The sequence below is a fragment of the Nocardia sp. NPDC050717 genome, from assembly GCF_040654275.1.
In the GTDB taxonomy this organism is placed as follows: domain Bacteria; phylum Actinomycetota; class Actinomycetes; order Mycobacteriales; family Mycobacteriaceae; genus Nocardia.
In genome coordinates, this window is record NZ_JBFAHR010000014.1 from 42089 (window position 1) to 55042 (window position 12954).

11 protein-coding genes are annotated in these 12954 nt (G+C 72.9%); 10 read left to right on the plus strand and 1 reads right to left on the minus strand.

Translation table 11 applies throughout. The features are described from left to right. The first annotated feature begins 1 nt into the window (after position 1). From AB0H56_RS24890 to AB0H56_RS24925, 8 genes are all read left to right on the plus strand, one after another. Positions 2–1078: an ABC transporter permease gene (locus tag AB0H56_RS24890; protein ID WP_357167568.1), complete on the plus strand. Its 1077-nt coding sequence runs from the start codon at positions 2–4 to the stop codon at positions 1076–1078. Continuing rightward, positions 1071–2054, plus strand: a complete 984-nt coding sequence (locus tag AB0H56_RS24895; protein ID WP_357167570.1) for an ABC transporter permease — start codon at positions 1071–1073, stop codon at positions 2052–2054. Before AB0H56_RS24890 ends, AB0H56_RS24895 begins: the two co-directional genes overlap by 8 nt. After that, positions 2051–3778, plus strand: coding sequence for an ABC transporter ATP-binding protein (locus AB0H56_RS24900; protein WP_357167572.1), 1728 nt, complete (start codon positions 2051–2053; stop codon positions 3776–3778). The genes AB0H56_RS24895 and AB0H56_RS24900 overlap by 4 nt, the downstream gene beginning before the upstream one ends. Then, positions 3775–4890: an LLM class flavin-dependent oxidoreductase gene (locus tag AB0H56_RS24905; RefSeq protein WP_357167574.1), complete on the plus strand. Its 1116-nt coding sequence runs from the start codon at positions 3775–3777 to the stop codon at positions 4888–4890. The genes AB0H56_RS24900 and AB0H56_RS24905 overlap by 4 nt, the downstream gene beginning before the upstream one ends. Further along, positions 4887–6254, plus strand: coding sequence for an NtaA/DmoA family FMN-dependent monooxygenase (locus AB0H56_RS24910; RefSeq protein ID WP_357167576.1), 1368 nt, complete (start codon positions 4887–4889; stop codon positions 6252–6254). The genes AB0H56_RS24905 and AB0H56_RS24910 overlap by 4 nt, the downstream gene beginning before the upstream one ends. Continuing rightward, positions 6251–7060: a DUF1684 domain-containing protein gene (locus tag AB0H56_RS24915; RefSeq protein WP_357167578.1), complete on the plus strand. Its 810-nt coding sequence runs from the start codon at positions 6251–6253 to the stop codon at positions 7058–7060. The genes AB0H56_RS24910 and AB0H56_RS24915 overlap by 4 nt, the downstream gene beginning before the upstream one ends. Continuing rightward, positions 7057–8205, plus strand: a complete 1149-nt coding sequence (locus AB0H56_RS24920; RefSeq protein ID WP_357167580.1) for an LLM class flavin-dependent oxidoreductase — start codon at positions 7057–7059, stop codon at positions 8203–8205. Before AB0H56_RS24915 ends, AB0H56_RS24920 begins: the two co-directional genes overlap by 4 nt. Positions 8206–8283: 78 nt before the next feature. Further along, complete coding sequence (locus tag AB0H56_RS24925; protein WP_357167582.1) at positions 8284–8796, plus strand: DinB family protein; 513 nt, start codon at positions 8284–8286, stop codon at positions 8794–8796. Between the two features lie 3 nt (positions 8797–8799). Here the strand turns inward: AB0H56_RS24925 and AB0H56_RS24930 are convergent, their stop codons facing one another. Beyond that, positions 8800–9741: a methylenetetrahydrofolate reductase gene (locus AB0H56_RS24930; RefSeq protein WP_357167799.1), complete on the minus strand. Its 942-nt coding sequence runs from the start codon at positions 9739–9741 to the stop codon at positions 8800–8802. A gap of 154 nt (positions 9742–9895) precedes the next feature. Here AB0H56_RS24930 and AB0H56_RS24935 point away from each other — a divergent pair, with 154 nt between their 5' ends. Together AB0H56_RS24935 and crtI are read left to right on the plus strand one after the other, a co-directional pair. After that, positions 9896–11221, plus strand: coding sequence for a polyprenyl synthetase family protein (locus AB0H56_RS24935; RefSeq protein ID WP_357167584.1), 1326 nt, complete (start codon positions 9896–9898; stop codon positions 11219–11221). A gap of 5 nt (positions 11222–11226) precedes the next feature. Continuing rightward, positions 11227–12897, plus strand: coding sequence for a phytoene desaturase family protein (gene crtI, locus AB0H56_RS24940; protein WP_357167586.1), 1671 nt, complete (start codon positions 11227–11229; stop codon positions 12895–12897). The last annotated feature ends 57 nt before the right edge of the window (positions 12898–12954 follow it).

Genomic DNA, 12954 nt, shown 5'->3' on the forward strand with positions numbered 1-12954 from the left:
CATGGTCCGCTACGTGGGATCGCGGCTGCTGCAGGCGATCTGGGTGATCTGGGCGGCGTTCACCGTCTCGTTCGTCGTGCTGTATCTGCTGCCGGCCGACCCGGTCTCGATGGCCGCCGACGGCGCGGGCACCGGCACGCCGGTCGACAAGGCGGCCATCGCCGAGATGCAGGCCCGCTACGGCCTGGACAAGCCGCTGTGGGAGCAGTACCTGAGCGCGCTCGGCAACGCGGTGACCGGTGATCTGGGCCGTTCGATCAACACCGGGCAGCCGGTGACCGAGGCGATCGGCGACGCGATACCGGCCACCCTCGGACTGGCCGGTCTGGCCCTGCTGTTCGCGGTCGCGGGCGGCACCGCGATCGCCTTCGCCGCCACCTACACCCGGCGCGCGTGGCTGCGCAACGCCCTCGCCGCGCTGCCGCCACTGGGCGTCTCGGTGCCGACGTTCTGGACGGGTCTGCTGCTGCTGCAGCTGTTCTCGTTCCGGCTGCACTGGTTTCCCGCGTTCGGCGGCACCGGGTTGCGCGGCACGCTGCTGCCCGCGGTGACGCTGGCCCTGCCGATCGGCGCGGTCATCGCCCAGGTGCTCGCGGCCGGCTTGGCGCAGACCTGGCGGCAGCCGTTCACCGAGGTGGCGCTGGCCAAGGGCGGTTCACGCTGGTGGGTGCAGCGTCGCCACGTCGCCCGGCTGGCGAGCGTGCCCGCGTTCACCATCGCCGGCGTGCTGGCCGGAACCATGCTGGCGGGCTCGGTGGTGGTGGAGTCGGTGTTCGCCAGGGCAGGCGTCGGGCGGTTGACCCAGACCGCGGTGCTCAATCAGGACATTCCGGTGGTGCAGGGCGTTGTGCTGTTGTCGGCGCTGATCTTCGTGCTCGTGAACCTCGCCGTCGACCTGGTGTATCCGCTGATCGACCCGCGCATCGCGGGGGTGCGCGCCACGACGACCGGCGGTGGCGCAGCGGCGACCGACCCGGCTCTCCCGGTCTCCGCCGACCTCGTGCCGGTGACCGCCGCGGCGAGCGGTGGGCAGTCCAGGGGTGCGGCCCGCGATTCCGAAGGGGTACAGCATGGTTGAGGTCGTTTCCCACTACCGACCCGAGCAGCGCGATGCGCGACGCACGGCTGTCGCCCTCGAGAAGGCCGCCGGCGATGCCGATTCCGCTGCGGGCACTCCCCCGTCGGCCCGCACCGACGGGTGGTCGCTCGCGCACCTACGCCTGCCGGCGTCCCGCGTCGCCGGCGCCGTCCGGTGGGCGCGCGGGAATCTCGGGCTCGTGCTGTCCGGCGTGATCCTCGCGGTGGCGTTCGGCTGGGCCGTGGCGCCCTCGGTGTTCGCCCCCGGCGACCCGCTGACGGGCGTGCCCGCGGAGAAGTTCCAGGGGCCGAGCGCGGCGCACTGGTTCGGCACCGACAACCTCGGCCGCGATCTCTACACCCGGATGGTGCACGGCGCCGGGCTGTCGCTGACCGCGACGCTCACCGCGGTCGGCATCGCCCTGGTCGTCGGCACGCTGCTCGGCCTGCTCTCGGGGGCGGCGGGCGGGCTGCTCGACACCGCGATCATGCGGGTGGTCGACGTGCTGCTGTCCATCCCCTCGCTGCTGCTGTCCCTGGCGCTGGTGACCGCGCTCGGCTTCGGCACCCGCAATGTCGCGCTCGCCGTCGGCATCGCGCTCATCGCGAACTTCGCGCGGGTGATGCGCTCGGAGGTGCTGCGGGTGCGGCACGCGCCGTACGTGGAGGCGGCGCACGCCTCCGGTGTGCGCTGGTACACGGTGCTCGCGCGGCATGTGCTGCCCAACGCGTTCCAGCCGGTCCTCGCGCTGGCCGCGGTCGAATTCGGGATGGCCGTGCTGGCGGTGTCCTCACTCAGTTTTCTCGGCTACGGCACCAAACCACCCACGCCCGAATGGGGTTCGCTCATCTCGGAGGGTCGCAATTTCCTCGCCACGGCCTGGTGGCTCACCACGCTGCCCGGCCTGGTGATCGTCGCCGTGGTGCTCTCGGCCCAACGCCTCGGCCGCTTCGCGGGAAGGACACAGAACCGATGAGCATCCCGTCCCCTGCCGCGCCGACGAACTCGGAAACGCCGACCGGTCCGCAGGAGCACACCTCGGACGACGGCCTGCCGAACGCCGACAACGACAGCGCCCGAAGCGAACCCCTGCTGCGCGTGCGCGATCTGCGGATCACCTACCGATCGAGCGCCGGTCCGGTCGACGCCCTGCGTGGCGCCTCGATCGAGGTCGCGCGCGGTGAGGTGGTGGCGCTGGTCGGCGAGTCGGGCTCGGGCAAATCGACGCTGGCGCACTCGGTGATCGGGCTGCTCGGCGATTCCGCCCGGATCACCTCGGGCGGAGTCGAATTCGACGGCGAACCGGTCGATCCCACCGATGAGAAGGCCCTGCGCCGGATACGTGGGACGCGGGTGGGCTTCGTCCCGCAGGACCCGGGTCTGTCCCTGAATCCCGTCCTGCGGGTGGGTGATCAGGTGGCCGAGGCGCTGCTGGTGCACAAGCTGGCGGATCGCCGGGGTGCGCGGCTGCGGGCGCTGGACCTGCTCGAGGAGGTCGGGCTGGACCGTCCCGCGGTGCGCGCGCGGCAGTATCCGCACGAGCTGTCCGGCGGACAGCGCCAGCGGGTGCTCATCGCGATCGCGCTGGCCTGCGGGCCGGACCTGATCATCGCCGACGAGCCGACCAGCGCACTCGACGCCACCGTGGCCAGGCAGGTGCTGGACCGGCTGGCCGAGCGGATCGCGGCACGCGGTACGGCGGTCCTGCTGATCACCCACGACCTCGCCGTGGCCGCGGAACGGGCCGACCGGCTCGTGGTGCTGGCCGACGGCGCGGTCGTCGAGTCCGGCGCGACCGAATCGGTCCTGGCCGAGCCCGCGCATCCCTACACCCGTCGGCTGCTCGCCGCGTCACCGGCGCTCGCGCCCACCGGGTTCCGCGCGCCACGCGCCCGCGCCGAGACGCCGCTGCTGTCGGTGCGCGCGCTGCACAAGCGGTTCCACGCGGCCGACGTCACCGCCGTCGACGACGTCGAGTTCAGTCTCGACCGCGGCGAAACGCTCGCGCTGGTCGGCGAATCCGGATCGGGCAAGTCGACCACGGCGCGCATCGCGGTCCGGCTCACCGAACCCGACCGCGGCACGGTGACCTTCGACGGGCACGATCTCACCGCCGCCAGGCGGCGCAGGCTGCGCGAGCTGCGCAGACGCTTCCAGGTGGTGTACCAGAACCCGTACTCCTCGCTCGACCCGCGCTGGGCGGTCGGCGACATCATCGCCGAACCGCTGCACGCCTACGGTGTCGGCCGCCGCCCCGAGCGCACCGAGCGGGTCACCGAACTGCTCGGCCAGGTCGCGCTGCCCGCCGGATTCCGCGAGCGCAGGCCCGCGGAACTGTCGGGCGGGCAGCGTCAGCGGGTGGCGATCGCCCGCGCCCTGGCACTGCGCCCTGACCTGCTGGTCCTCGACGAGCCGGTCTCCGCGCTGGACGCCTCGGTGCAGGCGCAGATCCTCGAACTGCTCGACGACCTGCAGCGCGAACTCGCGCTCGGCTACCTGTTCATCTCCCACGATCTGGCCGTCGTGCGCCAGATCAGCGACCGGGTGGCGGTGATGCGGCACGGCCGCATCGTCGAAACCGGGCCGACAGCCACCTTGTTCACCGAGCCACGGCACGGCTACACGCGGGAACTGCTCGCCGCGATTCCCACCCCCGGTGGCCGGATCGCCACGCCCGACCGAAAGGACCCCACCCGATGAGCGCGCCACCCCTGTTCCTCGGCCTCGACCTCGAGGGCACCGGAACGCATCCGGCGTCCTGGCGCCGCGCCGACTCGCGGGCCGAGGACGTCTTCGGCCCCGCCTACTGGACCGAGGCGGTGACGCGGGCCGAGCGGCTCGGCGTCGACGCCGTCTTCCTGCCCGATTCCTTCGGCCTCCAGCCGGGTGGCGCAGGCGTGACCCGCGGGCGGCTCGACGCCGTCGCGATCGCCGCCCGCGTCGCGCCGCTGACCCGCCGGATCGGGCTGGTTCCGCAGGTGCCGGTGACCCACACCGAACCGTTCCACGTGTCCAAGGCGATCGCGGCCCTCGATTTCGCGAGCCTGGGCCGGGCGGGCTGGGAGGTCGAGGTGTCCGGCACCGCCGTCGAGGCGAAGGCCTTCGGCCGCAAGGACGTCCAGCCCACCGACTCGCTCTGGCGTGAGGCCGAGGAAGCCGTCGAGGTGGTCACCCGACTGTGGGACAGCTGGGAGGACGACGCCGAGATCCGTGACGTCCCCACCGGCCGCTTCATCGACCGGGATCGCCTGCACTACATCGACTTCCACGGCGAGCACTTCTCGGTGAAGGGCCCGTCGATCACGCCGAGGTCGCCGCAGGGCCAGCCGATCGTGACGGTGCGCGCCGACGATCCGGCCGCCGCCGAGGTCGCCGCCCGCCGTGCCGACCTCGTCCGCATCACCGCGGCCGATCCGGCCGGTGCCGCCGCGCTCCGCACCGCGCTGCGCGCGGCGATCACCACCGCAGGCCGCGATCCCGACTCCGTCCGCGTCCTGCTCGATCTGCCTGTGCACCTGGCCGATTCGGCCGACCGTGCCCGCGCCGAGGTCGACGAACTCGACCGATGGGCAGGCACCGAGCCCGCGGCCGGTCTCCAGCACGTGGGGACGGCCGCCGGGCTCGACGACCTGCTCGCCGAGATCGGCGCGACCGGCAGCGCGGACGGCGTCGTGCTGCGCCCGCTGGCCGTCTACGCCACGCTGGCGGCCCTCCCCGAGCGTCCGGCCCCCACCGGCCCGCCGGACACCTTCCGCGACCGTCTCGCCCTCCCCCGACCCGCCAGCCGTTACGCCCGAGGAGCAGCGCTGTGACCGCGAAGCCACGCAAGCAAGTCCACCTCGCCGCGCACTTCCCCGGCGTCAACAACACCACCGTCTGGGCCGATCCCGCCTCGAAGTCGCAGGTGGAGTTCGCCTCGTTCGAGCACCTGGCCCGCACCGCCGAGCGCGGGCTGTTCGACTTCTTCTTCCTCGCCGAGGGGCTGCGCCTGCGCGAACACCGCGGGCACATCCACGATCTCGACGTGGTGGGCAGGCCGGACACCTTCACCGTGCTCAACGCGCTGGCCGCCGTCACCGACCGGCTCGGGCTGGCGGGCACCATCAACAGCACCTACAACGAACCCTTCGAGCTGGCCAAGCAGTTCGCGACGCTGGACCATCTCTCCGGTGGCCGGGCGGCCTGGAACGTGGTGACCTCCTCGGACGCGTTCACCGGCGAGAACTTCCGTCGCGGCGGCTATCTGGAGCACGCCCAGCGGTACCGGCGGGCCGCGGAAGTCGTCGAGGCGAGCCGCGCGCTGTGGGACAGCTGGCCCGCCGACGCGCTCGTGGTCGACCGGGAACGCGGCGTCTTCGCCCGCGACATCCCCGGAACCTCGTTCCACAGCACCCAATTCGACATCGACGCGCCGTTCGTGACGCCGCCCAGCCCGCAGGGCCATCCGGTGCTGTTGCAGGCGGGCGATTCCGACGAGGGCCGCGAGTTCGGCGCGCGCGCCGCCGACGCGATCTTCACCGTGCACGGCACGCTCGAGGCGGGGCAGCGGTTCTACGCCGACATCAAGGGCAGGCTCGCGAAGTACGGGCGCGGCCACGACGAGCTGCTGGTCTTCCCCGCCGCCACCTTCGTCCTCGGCGACACCGAGGCCGAGGCGCACGAGCGCGCCCGCCACATCCGGTATCAGCAGGTGAGCCCGCAGACCGCGATCGCCTTCCTCGAGCAGGTCTGGGGCCGCGATCTGTCCGGCTACGACCCGGACGGCCCGCTGCCCGACATCGACCCCGACACCACCAGCGAGATCACCCGCGGCCGGGTGCGGCACACGAAAGACCCACTCGCCCTGGCGAAGACCTGGCGCGAGCGCGCCGCAGCCGAAAAGCTCAGCATCCGGGAACTGATCATCGAGGTCACCGCGCGTCAGCAGTTCATCGGCACCCCCGGCCAGGTCGCCGCGCAGATCGACCACTACGTGCAGTCCGACGCCGCCGACGGATTCATCCTCGTCCCGCACCTCACCCCGGCGGGGCTGGACGAATTCGTCGACCGGGTGGTGCCGGAACTGCAGGAACGCGGCAGTTTCCGCACCGCCTACACCGGCACCACCCTGCGCGACCACCTCGGTCTGCGCCATCCCCACCACCGCACCGCCGCCGAAGGAGCACGCGCCTCATGACGATCACCCTCGACACCGCCAGCGCCACCACGACGTTCCTCGACGACTGGCGTCGCTGGCACGACGCCCGCGAGGACGGCCTGCGCGACCCGCTCGGCTGGCTCAGCCTCACCGCGCTGCACTGGCTCACCGACAGCCCGGACCACCTCGACGGGCTGCCCGGCACCTGGTGGGTCACCGACGAGAAGGTGTTCATCACCGCCAAGCCGGGCGACCGGCTCGACGTCGACGGCGAACGCATCGCCGGCGTGCACATCCTGACGCCCGCCGAGGGCGCACCCGGGCTGAGCGTGCTGCACGAGGACCGGGTGCTCGAGGTGATCCGGCGGTCCGGGCAGTTCGCGGTGCGCGTGCACGATCCGGCGGCGGCGACCCTCACCGGATTCACCGGCGTGCCCACCTATCCGGCCGATCCGCGCTGGGTCGTCGCCGGCCGGTTCACCCCCTTCAGCACCGCCCGCACCGTCACCACCGGCGCGGTCGTCGACGGGCTCGAGCATCACCACAGCGCGGCGGGCCTGATCGAGTTCCGGATCGGCGACACCGCGGCGACCCTGCTCGCCTTCGGCACACCGGCGGATCTGAAGGTGCTGTTCACCGACGCCACCAGCGGCGTCACCACCTATCCGGCGGCGCGCTCGCTCGCGATCGGCGCCGTCGACGCCGACGGCACGGTGACGCTGGACTTCAACCGGGCGGTCAACCTGCCGTGCGCGTTCACCGACTACGCCACCTGCCCCGTGGCGCCGGCGGAGAACCGGCTGCGCGTGGCGATCGAAGCGGGAGAACAGGATCCGAAGCTGTGACCGTGCCCCTGTCGATTCTCGACCTCTCGCCGATCAGCGCGGGGTCCTCGGCCGCGCAGGCGCTGCGCAACACCGTCGATCTGGCCCAGCACGCCGAACAGTGGGGCTACCACCGGTATTGGCTGGCCGAACACCACTTCGTGTCGGTGGCCAGTTCGGCCTCGCTCACCCTGCTCGGGCTCGTCGCCGCCGCGACCTCACGGATCCGGGTGGGAACCGGGGCGGTGCAGGTGGGCCATCACACCTCCGCCTCGATCGTGGAGGCCTTCGGCACCGTCGACGCACTGCACCCGGGGCGCCTCGATCTCGGCCTCGGCCGGTCGGGACACCGTCGCGGCCAGTTCGGCGCCGAGAAGTCGGCGGCCAAGGGCGGCCGGCCGGTGGTGGACGCGGTGACCGGGCGCACCAGGATCCGGGACGGCGTGGTGGTGCCGCCGCCGTTCGATCCGCGCGGGATCACCGACCGGTCCAGGTTCGTCGCCTCGCTCGAAGCCCTGCAGCAGCCGGGCGCCACGGCGCCGGACTTCCCCGACCAGGTCGACGAGGTGCGGGCGCTGCTCGACGGCACGTTCACCGTCGACGACATCGCGCTGCACGCGGTGCCCGGCGAGGGCGCGCGCGTGCAGCTGTGGTTGTTCGGCAGCACCGCCGGGGAGAGCGCCGAGGTGGCGGGGCGGCTCGGGCTGCCGTTCGCCGCGGCGTATCACGTCGCCCCCGGCACCGCGCTGGACGCGGTCGAGGCGTATCGGGCGGCGTTCCGGCCGTCGGCCGTGCTCGCCGAACCGCACGTGATCGTGTCCGCCGACGTGGTGGTGGCCGCCGACGACGCCACCGCCCGCCACCACGCGAGCACCTACGGGCACTGGGTGCACAGCATCCGCAGCGGCTCCGGCGCGAGCGAATACCTCGACCCCGCCACCGCGGCGCCGCTCACCGCCGACCAGCTGCGCCTGGTGGAGGACCGCCTCGCCGCCCAGATCGTCGGCTCCCCCGACACCGTCACCGAGCGGCTCGAGGCCCTGGTCCGGGTCACCGGCGCCGCCGAACTGCTCGTCACCACGATCACCCACGACCACGCCGACCGCCTCGAATCCCACCGCCTCCTGGCCGACGCCTGGGGCCTGCGCGCGGCCCGCGCCGCCTGAGCCTCGGGGCTGTGGAGTCCACCCTCCACAGCCCCGGCGGCTCGGTGACTTGTCAGGGGTCGTGGCCATACTCGGGACATGAGTTCTCAGGAGCGGCCGGTGCCGCCGTTCAATGCCGACGAGCGGGCGACACTCGAGGGGTGGCTGGACTTCCATCGGGCCACGCTGGCCAGGAAGTGTGCCGGCTTGGACGACGTGCAAGGGGCGACCGCGGCGGTGCCGCCGTCGGGGTTCACGCTGACCGGGCTGGTGCAGCACCTCGCGGAGGTGGAGCGCAACTGGTTCCAGCGGGTCTTCGCGGGCGAGCGGGTGCCGCCGATCTACGACCCCGCCGCCGATCCGGACGGGCCCGACGGCGGATTCACCGTCGCGCCCGGCGCCACCCTCGCCGACGCGCTCGCCACCTGGGACGCGCAGATCGCGCGCGCCCGCGAACTCTGCGCCGACCGCGACCTGGCCGACACCGGCAGGATGGCGGGCCAGGAGGTCAGCCTGCGCTGGATCTACGTGCACATGATCGAGGAATACGCCCGGCACAACGGCCACGCCGACCTGCTGCGCGAACGCCTCGACGGCACGACCGGCGTGTAGCGCTCAGGCGCTGAGCGGGGCCGCCGTGACGCCGTAGCCGAGGTTGGTGAGGACCTCGCTGGTGGCCTTGGCGAAATTGAGGGTGATGAAGTGCAGGCAGGGGGCGCCCTCGTCGATCAGGCGCTGGGCCATCTCGGTCGCGATCTGGATGCCCTCGGCGCGCACGGCGGCCTTGTCCTCCTCGGGGCCGGTGCCCGCGGCGCGGGTCAGGCGCTCGAGGACGGCGGGCGCCAGCGGGCGGCCGCACAGTTCCTCGGCGCGCGCGACGGTGCGCAGCGAGGTGATGGGCATCAGCTCGGGGATGATCGGCTTGTCGCCCTCGACCGGATCCAGCGCCACGACGCGATCGCGCAGCCGCAGGTAGTGGTCGACGTCGAAGAACATCTGGGTGATCGAATACTCCGCGCCCGCACGCAGTTTCGCGGCCAGGTAGCGGGTGTCGTGGTCGAGATCGGGCGAGCGGTGGTGGCCCTGCGGGAACGAGGCGACACCCACGTGGAAGTCACCCAGATCGCGCACGATGCGCACCAGTTCCTCGGCGTACTCCACGCCCTCGGGATGCTTGCGCCACTCACCGAGCGGGTCGCCCGGCGGATCCCCGCGCAGGACGAGCAGATTGCGGATGCCCGAATCGGCGTAGGAGCCCACGAGCGCGCGCAGTTCGTCGAGGCTGTGCCCGACGGCGGTGAGGTGGGCGACCGGCAGCAGCGTGGTCTCGGTGGCCAGCTCACCGGTGATGCGCACGGTGCGGTCCTTGGTGGACCCGCCCGCGCCGTAGGTCATCGACACGAAGGCCGGGTGCATGCACTCGAACTCACGCACCGCGCGCCACAGCCTGGCCTCGCCCGCCGCGTCGCGCGGCGGATTGAACTCCACCGAGAAGGGCACACCGCTGCCCGCGTGGGTCCGCAGGCTCTGCACCACCGAGGGGGTGTTCGAGACGATCGGCTGCTTCTGGGCGGGTCGATCTGGGGTCGAACGTCCCCGTCCATTGTCGAAAGTCACCGGTTCAGTGTAGTGGTGCGCACCGTGACGGCGGCACGGACCGGGGCGCGAACGCCCTGATCGCACCCCCGGCGCGGGGTGCCCGTCAACCCCGATGGACACGAAAGTCGTGGTCGATGTGCCCGCCGACACGCCGGGTGTGGCCTCGGTCGCACCGGCGATGTGCACCGGTCGGCGCGCCCCGGGGTCCGCGTATCCTGCGACTGAACGCCGGTGCGCTCGGCACCGCGCGCGACCAGGTCCATCCCTCGCCCACTTTTCGCACCTGGAGGCCACCCTGTCCGCCGGAATCGGTACCCCGCTCGCCCGGTCCGTCCACGACACCCCGGCCCCGGTCGACCTCGGCGCGCTCACACCGGGCACGCCCGCGTTCGTCGCCGCGGTGGAGCGGGTGCTCACCGATTTCTTCGCCACCCGGCGCGAGATCGTCGATCCGCTGGGACCGGTCTTCGTCGATGCCGCGGACGCACTCGAACAGTTCGTCCTGCGCGGCGGCAAACGGACCAGGCCCGGCTTCGCGTGGACCGGCTGGCTCGGTGCGGGCGGCGACCCGAGCGGCCCCGACGCGGCCGCGGTGCTCACCGCGTGCTCGGCGCTGGAACTGGTGCAGGCGTGCGCGCTGGTGCACGACGACATCATCGATTCCTCCCGCACCCGGCGCGGATTCCCGACGGTCCACGTCGACTTCGAGGACCGCCATCGCGCGGCCGGCTGGCCCGGCGACGGCGCCGAGTACGGTGCCGCGGTCGCCATCCTGATCGGCGATCTGGCCCTGGCCTGGGCCGACGACCTGGTCCACGAGGCAGGCCTGGCCCCCGCCGCGCTGGCGCGCTTCGCTCCGGTGTGGGCGCGGATGCGCACCGAGGTGCTCGGCGGTCAGCTCCTGGACGTCAACGGCGAGGCGGGCGGTGACGAATCGGTCGAGGCCGCGCTGCGGATCAACCGCTACAAGACCGCCGCGTACACGATCGAACGGCCGCTGCACCTCGGCGCCGCGCTCGCGGGCGCGGACGAGGCGCTGGTCGCCGCGCTGCGCACCTACGGCACCGATGTCGGGATCGCCTTCCAGCTGCGCGACGACCTGCTCGGCGTGTTCGGCGACCCGGCCGTCACCGGCAAGCCCTCGGGCGACGACCTGCGCGAGGGCAAGCGCACCGTGCTCGTCGCCGAGGCGCTGCGCCGGGCCGATCCGGCCGCCGCCGCGCTGATCCGCGACGGGCTCGGCACCGATCTCGACGACGCCGCCGTCGACCGGCTGCGCGCCCTGCTCACCGAGCTCGGCGCGGTCGACGACGTGGAGCGCCGGATCACCGAGCTCACCGACGCCGGCCTGGCGGCCGTGGCGGCCAGCAGCGCCACCCCGGCCGCGAAAGAGCTGCTGCACGCCATGGCGCTGGCCGCCACCCGTCGCGCCGCGTGACCGGGATGACACGCGTGGCGGGACAGGTGAATCACGTCGTCGTGGTCGGCGCGGGGCTGGCCGGACTGGCCGCCGCACTGCATCTGCGGGGCGCCGGCCTCGAGGTGACGGTGCTCGAGCGCGCCGATCACCCGGGCGGCCGGGTGGGCCGCTACCGGTTCGGCGACTACGAGATCGACAGCGGGGCAACGGTTCTCACCTTGCCCGAGGTCATAGACGAGGCGCTGGCCGCGGTCGGCCGCACCCGCGAGGACGTCGGGCTGCGGATCCACCGGCTCACCCCCGCCTATCACGCACGGTATGCCGACGGGTCCGACATCCGCGTCTTCGACGACGCCGAGACCATGGCCGCCGAGGTCACCCGGACCTGCGGGCCCGCCGAGGCCGCCAACTACCGGCGCCTGCGCACCTGGCTCGGCCGGATCTACCACGCCGAATTCGACCATTTCATGGACGCGAACTTCGATTCCCCCCTCGACCTGGTGCGTGGCGCGTCGTCGCGGGCCGCACTCGCCACCCTCGTTGGTCTCGGCGGCTTCGGCAGGCTCGGCCCGCGGGTGCGGTCCTACCTGCGCGACGAGCGGCTGGCCCGGCTGTTCACCTTCCAGGCGCTGTACGCGGGCACCGTGCCGGACAAGGCGCTCGCGCTCTACGGCGCGATCCCGAACATGGACACCTGCCTCGGCGTCTACTTCCCCGAGGGCGGTATGCGGGCGATCACCACCGCGTTGGCGGCGGCGTTCACCGAGGCCGGCGGGCGGCTGCGGCTCGGCGCCGAGGTCACGGGAATCGACTACACCGCCGTGGCCGGGGGCGATCGATCGCGCGGGGACGATCGTGCGGCGAGCACCCGAACACGCGGCGGGGCACCCGATCCGCGCGCCGGACGGTCCGGGCGTCGGTTCGGTGCGCAGCGCCGGGCCGAGGCGGTCCGCACCGCCGACGGACAGCGCCACCCCTGCGATGCCGTGGTCGTCACCGCCGATCTGGGCTCGCTGCCCCGCTTCGGGCTGCGATTCCGGCGCGGGCTGCGCGCGTCTCCCTCGGCGGTGGTCGCCCACGGGACCGTGCCGGCCGACATCGCGGCGCGCTGGCCCGTGCAGGCTCATCACACGATCGAATTCGGCGCGGCGTGGGCACGGACCTTCACCGAGATCTCCGCGCCACGCGGGCGCGGGCGGCTGATGAGCGACCCGTCCCTGCTGCTCACCCGGCCCGCCCTCACCGACCCGGGCCAGTACATCGACCGCGCGGACGGCAGGCACGAGCCGTTCTCCCTGCTGGCGCCGTGCCCGAACCTCGACGCGGCACCGCTGGACTGGGAACGCCTGGCCCCGGCGTATCTGCGCGAACTGCTCACCGAACTCGAGCGCCGCGGCTACACCGGCATCGCCGACCACTTCCGCGTCGACCACGTCGACACACCGGCGACGTGGGCCGCCCAGGGCATGATCGCCGGCACGCCGTTCTCGATCGCGCACCTGTTCCGCCAGACCGGCCCGTTCCGGCCGCGCAATCTGCCAAGGGGTGTCGACAACGTCGTTCTCGCAGGTTGCGGCACCACTCCGGGGGTCGGTGTGCCCACCACGCTGCTGTCGGGCAAGCTGGCCGCGGCGCGAATCGGAGGCAGCCGGGCGCGCACCGCGACCGACCACCGGGTTAGTGTTCGACAGTGAAGCCGTAAACTGACGGCCGACATCATCAGCTCGCGGTTGCGACCGCCGACCATCCGG